Annotated in this window: 12 protein-coding genes; 9 read left to right on the forward strand and 3 right to left on the reverse strand. The window is 51.4% G+C overall.

Annotated features, from left to right (window positions below; translation table 11 throughout):
- Positions 1-371 precede the first annotated feature (371 nt).
- From rbr to FYJ84_RS03580, 4 genes are all read left to right on the forward strand, one after another.
- Positions 372-2,474 carry a rubrerythrin gene (gene rbr, locus FYJ84_RS14875; RefSeq protein ID WP_154406229.1) on the forward strand — a complete coding sequence of 701 codons (2,103 nt, stop codon included), beginning with the start codon at positions 372-374 and terminating at the stop codon, positions 2,472-2,474.
- A gap of 417 nt (positions 2,475-2,891) precedes the next feature.
- Positions 2,892-3,194: a DUF1292 domain-containing protein gene (locus FYJ84_RS03570; protein ID WP_154406230.1), complete on the forward strand. Its 303-nt coding sequence runs from the start codon at positions 2,892-2,894 to the stop codon at positions 3,192-3,194.
- A 346-nt stretch (positions 3,195-3,540) separates the two neighbouring features.
- Positions 3,541-5,205, forward strand: coding sequence for a ribonuclease J (locus tag FYJ84_RS03575; protein WP_154406231.1), 1,665 nt, complete (start codon positions 3,541-3,543; stop codon positions 5,203-5,205).
- A 23-nt stretch (positions 5,206-5,228) separates the two neighbouring features.
- Positions 5,229-5,459: a ferredoxin-thioredoxin reductase catalytic domain-containing protein gene (locus tag FYJ84_RS03580; RefSeq protein ID WP_277008204.1), complete on the forward strand. Its 231-nt coding sequence runs from the start codon at positions 5,229-5,231 to the stop codon at positions 5,457-5,459.
- A gap of 89 nt (positions 5,460-5,548) precedes the next feature.
- Here FYJ84_RS03580 and nadE read toward each other — a convergent pair whose 3' ends face one another.
- On the reverse strand, positions 5,549-7,438 hold the full coding sequence (gene nadE / locus FYJ84_RS03585) for an NAD(+) synthase (protein ID WP_154406233.1): 1,890 nt from the start codon (positions 7,436-7,438) through the stop codon (positions 5,549-5,551).
- A gap of 240 nt (positions 7,439-7,678) precedes the next feature.
- On the opposite strand from nadE, the gene FYJ84_RS03590 reads away from it, so the two are divergent.
- Positions 7,679-9,085, forward strand: a complete 1,407-nt coding sequence (locus FYJ84_RS03590) for a sodium:solute symporter family protein (protein WP_154406234.1) — start codon at positions 7,679-7,681, stop codon at positions 9,083-9,085.
- 155 nt (positions 9,086-9,240) lie between these two features.
- On the opposite strand, the gene FYJ84_RS03595 is transcribed toward FYJ84_RS03590, so the two are convergent.
- Both FYJ84_RS03595 and FYJ84_RS03600 read right to left on the reverse strand, forming a co-directional pair.
- Positions 9,241-10,725: a pyruvate carboxylase subunit B gene (locus tag FYJ84_RS03595; RefSeq protein ID WP_154406235.1), complete on the reverse strand. Its 1,485-nt coding sequence runs from the start codon at positions 10,723-10,725 to the stop codon at positions 9,241-9,243.
- A gap of 247 nt (positions 10,726-10,972) precedes the next feature.
- Positions 10,973-11,167 carry a DUF896 domain-containing protein gene (locus tag FYJ84_RS03600; protein ID WP_154406236.1) on the reverse strand — a complete coding sequence of 65 codons (195 nt, stop codon included), beginning with the start codon at positions 11,165-11,167 and terminating at the stop codon, positions 10,973-10,975.
- Between the two features lie 397 nt (positions 11,168-11,564).
- Here FYJ84_RS03600 and thiC point away from each other — a divergent pair, with 397 nt between their 5' ends.
- The 4 genes from thiC (at position 11,565) to pssA (ending at position 15,247) form a co-directional block, all read left to right on the forward strand.
- Positions 11,565-12,872 carry a phosphomethylpyrimidine synthase ThiC gene (thiC, locus tag FYJ84_RS03605; RefSeq protein ID WP_154406237.1) on the forward strand — a complete coding sequence of 436 codons (1,308 nt, stop codon included), beginning with the start codon at positions 11,565-11,567 and terminating at the stop codon, positions 12,870-12,872.
- Positions 12,873-13,155: 283 nt separating this feature from the next.
- A complete protein-coding gene (locus FYJ84_RS03610) occupies positions 13,156-13,884 on the forward strand; it encodes a WecB/TagA/CpsF family glycosyltransferase (protein WP_154406238.1) in 729 nt (242 codons plus the stop codon).
- A 23-nt stretch (positions 13,885-13,907) separates the two neighbouring features.
- A complete protein-coding gene (locus FYJ84_RS03615) occupies positions 13,908-14,546 on the forward strand; it encodes a phosphatidylserine decarboxylase family protein (protein ID WP_154406239.1) in 639 nt (212 codons plus the stop codon).
- A complete protein-coding gene (gene pssA / locus FYJ84_RS03620; protein ID WP_154406240.1) occupies positions 14,546-15,247 on the forward strand; it encodes a CDP-diacylglycerol--serine O-phosphatidyltransferase in 702 nt (233 codons plus the stop codon). Before FYJ84_RS03615 ends, pssA begins: the two co-directional genes overlap by 1 nt.
- Positions 15,248-15,269 lie beyond the last annotated feature (22 nt).

Below are 15,269 nucleotides of genomic sequence, written 5' to 3' on the forward strand. Positions count from 1 at the left end.
CTTCAAAGCATAAAAATACCGTAGGAATTACGGAAATTAACGCCCACGGAGAGTGTGTAAGTCCTTTTGCCAAGGCAGAAGGCTGTTCTCGTAGAAGTGGGAATCTCCCTCCTCAAACGCCTAGGCGGTAGGAGGGAGTAATTCAAGCTATAATTAGCGTAAAGGTGCATTTTGTTATTTATTTATTTATTGACAAATGATGAAAAATCTGTTATTCTTTGGTTAGAATTAAATAATAATTATTATTTATAAATAACAGATGTCTATATAGCCAGGTTTTGTTTTATTGTGGGGGAAGCTGGCCAGGGAGAGTGTGTATCTGTTATGAGTATGAGTATGAGTGTGTATTATGTTTAAGGGGGGCATTGTGTATGGAGCATTTGGCGTTAAGTATCAGGGTTCCGATTGAACAGGATAATCCCAGCATTGTCCGGGACAATGCAAAGTGCATCAAATGCGGCATGTGCAAGGAGATTTGTACCAATCAGATTGGTGTGCACGGTACATATACCTTTGAGGAGACTGACGGGCTGGCAGTCTGCATCAACTGCGGCCAGTGTGCCAATGTATGCCCGGTGGACAGCATTACTGAGCGCTATGAGTATCCAGATGTGAGGGCTGCCGTGCAGGATAAGGACAAGGTAGTGATTGTCAGCACCTCGCCGTCTGTCAGGGCTGCTCTGGGCGAGGAGTTCGGCATGGCTGACGGCAGCTTCGTGCAGGGGAAGATGGTAGCACTCCTGAGAAAGCTGGGTGCCGACTACGTGCTGGACACCAATTTTGCCGCTGACCTGACTATCGTAGAGGAAGCTAGCGAGCTGATTGAGCGTGTCACCAAGGGGACAGCACCGCTGCCTCAGTTTACCAGCTGCTGCCCGGCATGGATAAAGTACGCTGAAATATATCATCCCGAAATCCTGCCGCATATTTCCACAGCCAAGAGCCCTATAGGCATGCAGGGGCCTACCATCAAGACCTATTTCGCCAAAAAGATGGGCATTGACCCGGCAAAGATTGTCAACGTGGCACTGACACCATGTGTCGCCAAGAAATTTGAAATCCGCCGGGAGGAAATGAAGGCTGCGGCAGATTATTTGCAGGCTGAAGGCATGCGTGACATGGATTTTGTGATTACCACCCGGGAGCTGGCCAGATGGGGCAGGGAAGAAGGCATTGACTTTGCTTCCCTGGAGGACAGTGACTTCGACAAGTTCATGGGAGAGGCATCCGGTGCGGCTGTCATCTTCGGCAATACCGGCGGCGTAATGGAGGCTGCCCTGCGGACGGCCTATGAATATATCACCGGGGAAACTGCTCCTGATGTACTTTTCCAGCTGGAGCCTGTCCGTGGCTACGATGGCATCAGGGAAGCGGAGCTGAAGGTAGGTAACCTGGATGTGCGGGTGGCTATTGTATATGGTACTGCCAATGCGGAAAAGCTGCTGGCAGACATCAGGAACGGCACGAAGCAGTACCACTTTGTGGAGGTCATGACCTGCCCGGGAGGCTGCATCGGTGGCGGCGGCCAGCCGAAGGATCTTGACAAGGACAGGGATGAGGTGCGGAAGTCCCGCATCGCCAGCCTGTATGCCCAGGATGCTGCCATGAGCCTGCGCAAGAGCCATGAAAATCCTGACATCAAGGCGATTTATGAGGAATTTTACGGCAAGCCGCTCAGTGAGCTGGCGGAGAAAATGCTTCATACATCTTATGAAGACAGGAGCAGTATTATCAATAGGAAAAATACCCCTGCTGCTCAGGCAGGGACTCAGGAGAAAACAGTAAAAGGAGAGAATAATATGAAGACATGGAAGTGCAAGATTTGTGGTTATGTTTATGAGGGTGACAGCCTGCCGGCAGATTTCAAGTGCCCTATCTGCAAGCAGCCGGCAACTTCTTTTGAGGAGGTTAGTGCTCCAAAGGCAGACGCTGCCCAGGGCAACAAGTATGCCGGTACTCAGACGGAAAAGAATCTGCACACTGCCTTTGCCGGTGAGTCTCAGGCGAGAAACAAGTACACTTATTTTGCCTCTGTGGCACAGGGAGAGGGCTTTGAGCAGATTGCTGCACTGTTCCTGAAGACTGCCGAGAATGAAAAGGCTCACGCCAAGATGTGGTTCCAGGAGCTGGGCGAGCTGGGAGATACCAAGGCAAATCTTGCAGCAGCTGCCGAGGGCGAGAACTATGAGTGGACTGATATGTACGATGGCTTTGCCAAGACTGCCGATGAAGAAGGCTTCCCTGAGCTGGCAGCCAAGTTCCGCGCTGTAGGAGCAATTGAGAAGCACCATGAGGAACGTTATCGTGCCCTGCTGAAGAACATTGAGCTTTCCCAGGTGTTTGAAAAGAGCAAGGTGCAGGTATGGGAGTGCCGCAACTGCGGGCATATTGTAGTGGGCACCAAAGCACCTGATTCCTGCGAGGTCTGCGGCTATGCCCAGAGTTACTTTGAGCTGAATACAGAGAATTATTAATTCATTAATGACGAATTGGTCTGCTGTGCTGGTAGCTGAATCATATCACCTGCCAGTCAGGCTGTTCGGTGTCATATCATCTGCCGGTATCGCTATTCAAATGATACTGGCAGATTTTATAGCATAAAAATACCGTAGGAATTACGGAAATTAACGCCCACGGAGAGTGTGTAAGTCCTTTTGCCAAGGCAGAAGGCTGTTCTCGTAGAAGTGGGAATCTCCCTCCTCAAACGCCTAGGCGTTAGGAGGGAGTAATTCAATTTACATCATGGCTGAATTTTCTTGCTGGAAAATGCCGGATAATTTGCAGAAAGGGCAGAAGCCGGTTGCCGTGGCTTGACAAGCCAATGCCAGGTAGGGTAGAATAGAACGAGTAAGCGAGTTAAGTTTTATTGTTTTAGAATGCGAGGTGCTATGATGGCTGATAAGATGATTGATGAGATGGACGAGAATATCGTAGTTGAGTTTAATGATGATAATGGCAATTCCCTGTACTATCAGCAGGAGATGATTATTCCTGTGGATGGGCAGGATTTTGCCCTGCTGGTTGGCCTGAATGTGGAGAATGACGAGAGCTTCGATGAGGAGGAGAATGTCATCATTGCCAAGATTGTCAAGGACGAGAATGGCGAGGATGAGTATGTGGACCCTACTGATGAGGAGTTCGAGGCTGTACAGAAGGCTTATAATGAGCTTTGCGATGCTGAAGAAGCAGAGTAAGCTGAATAAGCTGAAGTGAACCGATGCCCCGGCGAGGCAGGGAGCAGGTTGCAGAAGCGGCATGGCATGTGCTGGCATATTTGTCGGCAGTGCCGTGCCGTTTTTTGCTGGGGATTTTTGTCAAGCTTTACAATTTGTGCACTGATATGATATAATCTATTGTAATGAGCAGAACGGTCGATTTTTATGAAGATTTTTTTATGCTCAGTGTGCCGGGACGATTGTCACACTGGGTTTTGTTGCGTGTTTTTTTTAAGCATTTTGAGCATAAAGTATAATTAATTGAACGGTTCGACTTAGATTATTTTGTGTTAAATTAAAAATAAAATATATGGAGGTGTGATTTTTGGCAAAAGAAAAGCAAAAATTACAGATTATTCCTCTGGGTGGATTAGGCGAAATCGGTAAGAACATGACCGTAGTACGGTATGGTGACGAAATTTTACTTATCGATGCCGGCCTGATGTTCCCGGACGAGGAAATGCTCGGCATTGACCTGGTTATTCCTGATATTTCGTATCTGGTGGAGAACAAGGACAAGGTGAAGGCTATTGTGCTGACTCATGGTCATGAGGACCATATCGGTGCGCTGCCTTATGTGCTGAAGCAGATTAATGTTCCCGTTTATGGCACGCGGCTGACCTTGGGCATCCTGGAGGGCAGGCTGCAGGAGAATGGCGTGGATTCCAGCAATCTCCGTGCTGTCATGCAGGGTGATACCATCAAGGCGGGCTGTTTTCATGTGAATTTTATCCGGGTGAATCACAGCATCCCTGATGCAGTGGGGCTGGCGGTTACTACGCCTATGGGGACGATTATCCATACCGGCGACTTTAAGCTGGATTATACCCCGATTGATGGCAAGATGACAGATTTCCGCCGTTTCTCGGATTTGGGCAACAAGGGCGTGCTGCTGATGATGGCGGATAGCACCAACGCGGAGCGTGCGGGGCACACTCCTAGCGAGAGCACCGTGGGTGCATCCTTTGACAAGGCCTTCCACAATGCCCGTTCCCGTATTATTATTGCTACCTTCTCGTCTAATGTGCATCGCATCCAGCAGATTATCAACACCGCGGTACGTTACAAGCGCAAGGTGGCGGTGCTGGGACGCAGCATGGTAAATGTGGTCAATATTTCCCTGGAGCTGGGATATATCAAGGCACCTGAGGGAACTATGGTAGATATTGACAATATCGGCAATTATCCCATGGAGCAGATGGTCATTATCACTACCGGCAGCCAGGGCGAGCCTATGTCTGCCTTGACGAGAATGTCCCAGTCGGACCATCGCAAGGTGGGGATTGTGCCGGGAGATACCATCATTATTTCTGCAACGCCTATTCCTGGCAATGAAAAGCTGGTATCCCGTACCATTGACAACCTGCTGAAGCTGGGTGCCAATGTAGTGTACGGCAGGGAAAACGGCATTCATGTATCCGGCCATGCCAGCCAGGAGGAACTGAAGCTGATGCACAATCTGGTGCGCCCGAAGTTCTTTATTCCTGTTCATGGCGAATACCGCCACCTGGTGAAGCACGCCAAGCTGGCTGCGGAGCTGGGCATGCCGAAGGAGAATATCTTCATCGGGGAAAACGGTCAGATTCTTGAGTTTACCCGTGACAAAGGCTATGTGGCAGGCCGTGTGACCTCAGGCCGCGTGCTGATTGACGGCCTTGGCGTAGGCGATGTGGGCAATATTGTGCTGCGTGACCGCCGCCAGCTGTCCCAGGACGGCATCATCATCATCGTTGTTACCATGGACAAGACCAGCGGCACTGTGGTGGCAGGCCCTGATATTGTTTCCCGTGGCTTTGTATATGTCCGTGAATCGGAGGAGCTGATGGAAGACGTGAAGACCAGGGTAGAGGATGCCCTGGTGCACTGCGAGGAGGAAGGGATTACCGAATGGGCAGCCCTGAAGTCTGCCATGCGTGATGCCCTGGGACGCTTTATCTTTGAGCGCACCCGCCGCCGTCCAATGATTCTGCCGATTATCATGGAAGTATAATATTCAGATGTTCTATAGGGCGTATTTGTTCTGAAAGGGAGGCGTTCACCATGAAAATATCCTTAAATCCCGATGAGAAGGTTGTCAAGATGATTAAGGATGGCTTGGAGAAAAAAGGCGGCTATTGTCCTTGCCGGCTGGAAATAATAGAAGATAACAAATGCATGTGCAAGGAATTCCGTGACCAGATTGCAGACCCTGAGTATGAGGGGTTCTGCCACTGCATGCTGTATTACAAATCCTTGAAGGACTAGAGATGTAACGAGATGTAAAAAACTGCTGGCTTGTCGTAGCGATGGGTCAGCAGTTTTTTTATTTCTATAAAGTTGTGTTTTTCTATAGGTTATTCCTGCAAGAGCTCTGCCTTGAGGCGCCGGTAGGCACGGGTATAGTAAATGCCGTTCTGGGATTCCCGGTGGTCAAAGCCGTAGGCGCGGCGGCTGATGGCAATAATCGGCGGCGCCTGGATGCGCTTTGCCACTGCCATGCCGGTAAACTGGCGCCACCAGCGTTCCAAATCCGCAATAAATTCTGCCGGGGAAGGGAAATACTCAGCCACCAGCCCCGGCTGGCAGCCGATTTTTTCTTCCAGCACCCCGTCCTTGTACCATTGCAGGATGTCGGCAGGGGTTGCCTTCTGCCAGTATTCCACAAAGCTGCGGAAAAGGTAATCGTGATACGGATACTTGATCGGATCTCCCTTGCCTTCATCAACATTCTGGGCACTGGAAAGCTCGGCGCTTGGCACGATATCAATAGTCGCCTGGGGCACAACCTCCCTGCCGTAGACTTTTTCGTTCAGGTAGCGTGCCAGGTCATAAACCTGATACTTCCACAGGTCAGCCAGGGCACAGAGGAAGCCGGATTGGTCACCATAGAGGGTGGAGTAGCCTACGGTGGTCTCCGCCTTGTTGGCGTTGCAGGTAAAGCCGCCGCCAAAGGCCGCTGCAATGCCTGCCAGCACCCGGGCACTGCGGTCCCTTGCCTGAATGTTTTCCGCCACAAAGGAGGAAACTTTCAGGTTGAAGCTGCTGCCATCCTTCAGGAAGGTCACAGGAATGGTTTCCAGCTGGCTGATAGTGTGGTCAACTGACTCCTGAATAGGCATGATGGCGTAGTTGCAGCCCAGGTTTTCCGCCAGCTTCTGAGCCAGTCCCTTGGTGGTAGCGGAGTTATACACGCTTGGCATGTTGACCAGCAGGACATTTTCCGCTCCCAGGATATGGGTGTAGAGGGCAGCTGCTACAGCTGAGTCGATGCCGCCGGAAATGCCGATGACCACCTTTTCCATGTGGATATCTGATAAAAAGCTACGGACGCCATAGGAAACAGCAGCAAAGATATGCCCGATGGCATCTGCCTTTTCCCGTTTGTACTTCGGCATGGCATCAATGTTTTCCAAATCGTAATAGCCCAGCTGCTGCATATATTTCGGCAGGCAGTCTGCCATAATGCCCTGGCTATTGTAGAGGGTAGAGGAGCCGTCAAAGGTATAGACGGTCTTGCCGTTGTTCTGGATGCCCACATTGTTTACATAGAAAAGGGGCACCCCTGCCTCCTTGGCCAGCCTGCCGAAAACCCTGTGGCGCTTGCCGTTCTTGCCAAGGGTATAAGGAGAGGAGGAAATATCCACCAGCATATCCACGCCCTTGCTGCGCAAAATCTCCACCGGGGCCAGGTTGTAGTCATCGCTCCAGCCGTCCTCGCAGAGAAAGGCGCCGATGGAATAGCTGCGCCCCTTGAGGGTGAGCTTCAGCGGGCTCAGCAGCTTTTCAGCCGTGGTATGAAGCTCCTCTGCCAGCTGCCTGAGGCTGAAAAAATGACGGGTGTCGTTAAACTCCCGGTAGTTGGGCATCAGTGCCTTGATGACGAACGGATAAGGCATGTTCTCAGGCTGCACCAGCCTGCCCTGATGGGCAAGGAACAGGGCGTTGTACTTGCGCACCCTGCCGTCATTGTTCTTTTTGTTCCAGTCCGCGGCTACGTTGCCGAAGATAATGGCAATATCTTGAGAAGCGGCAATAATGTCCTGGCCGCATTCCTCGCAGTCCCGGATAAAAGCAGTCTGCTCCCAGGTATCCCCCAGCAGGTAGCCCGGCACGGCCATTTCCGGGAAAATGATGATATCTGCCTGATGTTTCTTTGCTTCCTCAACCATGGACAGCATATTGGCGGTATTTTCATCGGGATGCCCTGGAATGACCTTCATCTGGGCAACGGCAATTTTTAGCATATTCAGCACCTCGCACATCATAAAAGCAGCCAGAAAACTGCAAGCAATAAATCTCTAAATAAAACATATCAAAATATATTATAGCAGAAATTTTTCATTTCACAAATATTGTATACTTGCCATATTTTATTGAAATTGCCGGGATAAAGTTTTATAATGCAGGATGGTTATGATTCTATTATCATACTTAATTACCATTGTGTATTTTGTAGATTGGCAGATTAGGAAGAAGGCAAGGTTATGGAGTTGAGTTCAGCGCATCTGGTGATTATTGCCCTGACATTGTTTTTCGTCATCGGAGGCGGTATTTATGCAGCAAGGTCAGTAAAGTCGGCGGAGGGCTACAGCCTGGGTGGCAGAAGTGCCGGTGTACCGCTGGTGGCTGGAAGCATAGCAGGCACGGTAGTGGGAGGCGGCGCTACGGTGGGAACCGCCCAGCTTGCCTATAGCATGGGGCTGTCTGCCTGGTGGTTCACCTTGGGCTCCGGCATCGCCTTTATCCTGATGGGGTTCTTTTATGCCAGCAGATTGCGTGCTACGGGGCTTGAGACTATTCCCCAGTATTTGCAGCGCAACTACGGCAGCAGGGCGGCAGAAGCGGCAGGGCTGATTTCCTCTGTCGGCATCCTTTTTAGCGTGGTGGCGAGCTGCCTGCCGGGCATACAGATTATTTCCGCCATACTGCACACCTCCACATGGGTCTCGGCAGGCATCCTCATTGCCCTGGTGGCGGCCTATGTCTTTTTCGGCGGCATGAAAAGCGCCGGTGTGGGCGGCATGCTGAAAATGCTGGTCATCTGGCTGAGCCTGTTCGTGGCAGGTGTCAGTGCCTTCCGGGAGCTTTCTGCCATGCCTGGGCTGCAGCAGGCAATGCCTCCTGAATACTGGTGGAATATGTTTAATATCGGTGTAGGCGGCGGTTTTTCCAAGCTGTTTTCCATGATTGTGGGGGTTGTCTGCACCCAGACCTATATCCAGTGCTTCTTTTCTGCATCCAGCCCCAGGACGGCTGCTGCGGGGGCTTTTGCTGCCGCGGCCATCGTTATTCCTGTGGGGCTGCCATCCATCGCTATCGGCATGTACATGCATGTGATGAACCCTGATGTTATCCCTGTGCTGGTGCTGCCGGTGTACCTTTTGCAGCATCAGCCTGTGTGGCTGGCAGGCATTGCCCTGGGGGGCATCATGCTGAGCCTGGTGGGCTCTATCGGCGGTCTCGCCCTGGGCATCGGAACTATGCTCACCCGTGATATCATCAGCCGTGTGGCGAATCTGGGGAACGGCAGGAAGCTCCTCTATACATTGCGCTTTGTGGTGCTGCTGGTGATGGCTGCGGCATGCCTGATAGCTATCGTCAATCTGGATTCCCAGGTATTGTTCTGGAACTTCCTGTCCATGTCCATGCGGGGCTGCGGCGTATTCCTGCCACTGACCTTGGCGATTTTTTCGCCTAGGAGCGTTGCCAAGAAATGGGCATTTGCCTCCATTGTGGTCAGCACGGTGGTGCCTGTTGCCTTGGGGCTGGCTGTGCCCCTGCCGGTTGATCCCCTTTACATCGGCCTTGCCATCAGCGGCATGATGATGATGGCCGGTTATGCAAGGCGCTGGCGCCCGGTACAAGCCCCGGCACATAGGCATAGTGTATAAGAATATTTGCAATATCGTAGCGCAGAAAGAAAAATATGCTGCCGCACTGAGAAATCAGCTGCGGCAGCATATTTTTTTTCATATCATATTTACCTGCAATTTACCTGCAAACAGGTATGTAGCAGTATCAGAAGCTGGATACCATACCCCTGATATTAGAGACGGCCATTCTTCTCGAAGAAGTCCAGGGCAACCTGTGGGAACAGGGCATAGGAGAGTACATCCTCCTCAGGGATTTCATCGATCATCTTGGCAATCTGGGTATCGCGAACCTGCTCGTAGATACCTGCGTCTACGCTGGCAAGGTTTGCCTTGATAGGGGCGAGCTTCTTGTCAACCTTCTTGGCAGCCAGCTCCTTGCGGAAGTCAGCCATCTTAGGCTCCTTGGCATCGGCAATAGCGCAGTCGGTGATCATTTCCTCAGGCTTAATCTTCATAGCAGCCAGAACCTCAGGCTTAACAGGCTTCGGAGTCTTGCCGAACTTGCCGCGGGCCAGGTCGCGAACCTCGTTCGGAACCATGCTGTAGCGAGGCTGGCCGTTAGCCTGCATGATTACGTTCATGGTAGCCATGGTACCAACAATCTGGGAAGAAGGAGTTACCAGTGGAGGGAAGCCCAGGTCCTCACGCACGCGAGGCATCTCATCCAGGAGCTCCTGATACTTGTCAGCAGCTCCCATTTCCTTCAGCTGGTTCACCATGTTGGAGAGCATGCCGCCAGGAATCTGGAAGTCCAGAACCTTCGGATTTACATCGAAGTAGCCAGGCAGGTTGAACTCCTTCATGATTTCCTTCTTTACCTTCAGGAAGTGCTTGGCGATAGGGTCCATAGCCTGACGGTCAAGGCCGGTGTCGCGAGGCATGCCTTCCAGGGTAGCAACGATGGTCTCGGTACATGGCTGGGAAGTGTCGTTTGCCAGAGGGGACAGTGCGCAGTCGATGATGTCAACACCTGCCTCGATAGCCTTCAGATAGGTCATGGAGCCGAAGCCGGAGGTGTAGTGGGTATGCAGCTCGATTGGCAGGCCAACCTGCTCCTTCAGCTTCTTTACCAGGTCCTCAGCTACATAAGGCTTCAGCAGGCCGGACATATCCTTGATGCAGATGGAATGCACGCCCATTTCCTTCAGCTTGATAGCCAGATCAACGAAGGTCTGGTTGGTGTGGAACGGGCTGATGGTGTAAACGAGGCAGCCCTGTACATGCGGCTTTTCCTTTGCTTCCAAAGCAGCGGAAATAGCAGTCTTCAGGTTGGTAACGTCGTTCAGTGCATCGAAGATACGGAACACGCCTACGCCGTGCTCGGAAGCCTTTCTTACGAAAGCACGGACAACATCGTCGGAATAATGGTTGTAGCCCAGCAGATTCTGGCCGCGGAGCAGCATCTGGATAGGGGTGTTCAGGTTTGCCTTGAGGGTATCAAGACGCTCCCATGGATCCTCGTTCAGGAAACGAAGGCAGGAATCATAGGTAGCACCGCCCCATGCCTCCAATGCGTTGTAACCGATCTTGTCCAAAGCAGACAGCATAGGAAGCATCTGCTCTGTACGCATGCGAGTTGCCAGCAGGGACTGATGAGCATCACGCAGTACGGTTTCGGTAATTTTTACAGGACCAAAATTTGTTGCACTAGTGGACATATAAAACATCTCCTTAATATAAAAATTTACTTTAGTTAATAACCCCGAAAAAACTCCTATATTACCCCTAACATTCTCTACAAATAGTATAAAGTTTTTGTTTTTTCTTGTCAATAAAAACTATAAATAACGCTTATTTTTTCATAATTTGTATAACAAATCCATAAAGCGCGAGAACAAAATTTCAATTGTGGCAAAATTTGTATGCTTTATCGCTTCTTATTGATAGAAAATAAGTTGGTATTAGTTAGTTAAGTTTACTATCGGGTATTTCGTCGACAATTTCTATCCTGTCTAGTATATTCTTCATATTTTTCCGAAATCCTGCTAAATATTTTTTTCTTAGCTGATTTTGACGGATTTTTTCTTCGTCAGTGAGCCCCGTTGACCTTTGTTTTCTTGCAAGGGCATTAATTTCGTCCAGAAGTTCTTTTGTAATCATGCGTGTCTCCTTTTGGTACCAGGGAAGCTGCCCTGGTATAATATTTTGTCATAAATGATAATTATATTATAGCCTAAATATCACCAGGATACAAATTATAGTTGAATTTACTAGGGAATGATGGTAGAATGTGTGCTGTGGGAGCTTGCGGCAGCAGGCTGAGAGTAGGTTTAGCACCTAGACCGGGAACCTGATGTGGGTAATGCCAACGTAGGGAATGTGATGTACTGGGGTGGTATGCCTGCAGCTTGTGATGGTGAGCTACGGCGTACCATTTTTGTTTGCGGCTGAACGGCATGGGAGCTGATGATATGGTGCCTGATGAATGGCATTGAATCTGATTGCATTGCGTCTGAACAGCGGAGCAGGCAGTATAGTAAGGAAAGGAAGTAAAGTGATGGCAAGAGAGTACAAGACTCAGATGGAGGCGGCCCGCAAGGGGATTGTCACGCCGGAGATAGAGAAGGTGGCAGCCAAGGAGCGCATGACCGTGGAGGAGCTGATGCCCCTGGTGGCATGCGGCAAGGTGGCGATTCCTGCCAACGTAAATCACAAGTGCCTGGAGCCGGAGGGTGTAGGTTCCATGCTGAGGACGAAAATCAATGTGAACCTGGGGGTTTCCCGGGACTGCAAGGATTATGACGTGGAAATGCAGAAGGTTATGTCTGCCGTTGACCTGGGGGCAGAGGCGATTATGGATTTGTCCAGCCATGGCAATACCCAGCCTTTCCGCCGGAAGCTTACCAGCGAGTGCCCTGCCATGATTGGCACGGTGCCGGTGTATGACAGCGTTATCCACTATCAGCGGGATCTGGATACCCTGACCGCCAAGGATTTTATTGATGTGGTGCGGCTCCATGCCCAGGATGGCGTGGACTTCGTTACCCTCCACTGCGGCATCACCAGAAAGACCATTGAGCAGATCAAGAAGCACAAGCGGAAGATGAATATCGTTTCCCGGGGGGGCTCTTTGGTTTTTGCCTGGATGTCCATGACCGGCAATGAGAATCCTTTCTATGAATATTATGACGAAATCCTGGATATCTGCCGTGAGTACGATGTGACCGTATCTCTCGGCGATGCCTGCCGTCCGGGCTGCCTGGCGGATGCCACCGATGTGTGCCAGATTGAGGAGCTGGTGCGCCTTGGGGAGCTGACCAAGCGTGCCTGGGCCAAGGATGTGCAGGTGATGGTGGAGGGGCCTGGACATGTGCCGATGGATCAGATTGCTGCCAATATGAAGGTGCAGGAGACCATCTGCCAGGGAGCGCCTTTCTATGTGCTTGGACCTCTGGTAACAGATATTGCCCCTGGCTATGACCACATCACTGCTGCCATCGGCGGTGCCATGGCTGCCATGAGCGGTGCGGCATTTTTGTGCTATGTGACTCCTGCCGAGCACCTGGCACTGCCGAATGTGGATGATGTGAAGCAGGGCATCATCGCCAGCAAGATTGCGGCCCATGCGGCTGATATTGCCAAGGGAGTCCGGGGCGCCAGGGAAATCGATGACCGGATGGGGGATGCCCGCCGCAAGCTGGACTGGGATGCCCAGTGGGAGTGCGCCCTGGATCCTGAGACTGCCAAGGCTATCCGTGCTGACCGTTCTCCGGAGCATGATGATACCTGCTCCATGTGCGGCAAGTTCTGCGCTGTCCGCAGCATGAACAAGGCATTGGCCGGGGAGCATATCGATATTCTTTAAGCAGCTTCTTGTTAGCTCATAAGGCAATCTGGTTGCTTATATATTTATGAAGCAAATGGAAAAAGCGGTGTGCGGATGAATTGCTGCTGCCGCTTTTTTTGTGCCATGCAGGGGAGCTTTTCTGTCATGTGCATAATAAAATTTGCATTTATTAATTTTATATATTGTTAATTTGTGGTGGTTTGTGCTAAAATGTAGGTTGGAATTTTTGAGTAAATGATGATATGCAAGTGAGTATGTGTGAACATACGCCGGTATATGTGAGTGTGTGGGAGGTAGATGGATGCCATTGAAGCAGGTGGAAATTCTTGGCGTTAATGTAAATTCCTTGACGATGGCTCAGGCTGTTGAGGCGGTTCAGCAGTTTATTGCGGAGAAGAAGGTTGCCCTGGTAGCTACGGCAAATGCGGAAATGCTGATGCGTTCTACCCAGGATGAGGAATTGAAGGATATATTGAACCAGGCGGATCTGGTGGTGCCGGACGGTGCCGGTACTGTCTGGGCGGCAGGCCATCTGGGGGAACCTATGCCGGAGAGGGTGGCAGGCTTTGACCTGGCACAGGAGCTGATGCGTGAGGCACCTGCCCGGGGTGACAGGATTTATTTCTTTGGCTCTGCGCCGGGGGTGGCCGACAAGGCAAAGGCCAAGGCGGAGGAGCTTTATCCCGGCATTCAGGTGGTAGGCACCCGCAACGGCTTTTTTACTGAGGCGGACGAGCCGGGGATTATTGCTGAAATCAAGGCTGCCAGGCCGGATATCCTGCTGGCAGCTCTCGGTGTGCCGAAGCAGGAGAAATGGCTGAAAAAGCATATGCAGGAGCTGCAGGTGCCGGTGTCCATCGGCGTAGGCGGCACCCTGGATGTGATGGCAGGCGTCATGGAGAGGGCACCGCTCTGGATGCAGAAGGCAAAGCTGGAGTGGCTCTTTAGGGGCTTGAAGCAGCCGAGCCGTGCCGGAAGGCTGCTGGCCCTGCCGAAATTCGTCCTGAAGGTCGTAGCAAGTAAGAAGTGATGTGTGCCCGGAGGTGCGTAAGAATGAATAGAGGCCCTGTAGTCAGGGAAGGATATATTTATATTGCCGCTGCCCTGTTTTTGGCGGTGGTGCTGTATTTTGGCTTTGGAGCCTATGGCGCTGTCATACCGCTGGTTTTGGCATGCTATTTTACTTATTTTTTCAGGAATCCCAGCCGGGATATTCCTATGGATGAAAAGCTGATTGTCTCCCCGGCGGATGGCACGGTGCAGGATGTGGTGGAGCTGGCTGAGGACGAGTTTGTCAAGGGACCTTGCAAGAAAATCATCATTTTCCTGTCAGTGTTCAACGTGCATGTGAACCGCAGCCCTATTGCCGGTGAAATCAAGTGCCAGAAGTATGTGTGCGGCAGGTTCCGCCCTGCCTACAAGGACGAGGTGGGCTTTGAGAACGAGCGCCACATGCTGGGCATCGAGAATGAAAAGGGCTTCCGGGTTACCGTTACCCAGATTGCCGGTATTCTGGCCCGGCGCATCGTGTCCTGGGTAACCCTGGATGACAACATGGAGAAGGGGCAGGTCTACGGGCTCATCAAGTTCGGCTCCTGTACCGAGCTGGTGGTGCCGGATAGCGTAGAGGTGCTGGTGAAGAAAGGCGACAAGGTTCGCGGCGGAGAAAGTGTTTTGGGGAGGATTAAATAATGTTTAGTAAATCATGGGTACCAAATGGACTTACTTCCATGAATCTTGTTTTTGGCATGTGCTCCATCCTGTCCACCTTCAACGGTGAGCTGAGCACGGCTGCCGTCTGCATTTTGCTGGCACTGGTGGCTGATGGATTGGACGGCCGTTCCGCCCGGGCCCTGAAGGTCAGCAGCGAAATCGGCAAGGAGATGGACTCCCTGTGCGACCTGGTTTCTTTTGGTGCGGCACCTGCTGTCCTGGCCTATAGCCTGCAGCTTCATGAGTTTGGGGCGTTTGGCTGGGTGGCAGCTATTTTCTTTGCTGTCTGCGGCATGGGCAGGCTGGCACGCTTCAACGTGAATACTACTGTGGTGCATGGCTATTTTATGGGGCTGGCGATTCCTGCCGGCGGCTGCCTGATTGCTACCTCCACCCTGCTGTTTCGTGCTATCGGCTTTGACCTGGGGCAGCTGTCCTACGCCTACCCGGTTATCGTCATGGTGGTCGGCTACCTGATGATAAGCACGGTGCATTACCCTGACTTCAAGGGTGACGGGGAGAAGATGAACCTGGTGGCAAAGCTGGTGGCTGCTGCTGTCTTCGGGGCTATTCTCGTGCTGGGCATGGATGCTATCGGCTATGCGGTATTGTTTGCCATTTTTGCTGCTTATGCAGTTTTTGGCATCATCAACCACGCTATTAATCTGGCCGGCAAATAAATAACAGGGCTGATAAGGCTGG

It is taken from the genome of Anaerovibrio slackiae (genome assembly GCF_009695585.1).
GTDB lineage: Bacteria > Bacillota > Negativicutes > Selenomonadales > Selenomonadaceae > Anaerovibrio > Anaerovibrio slackiae.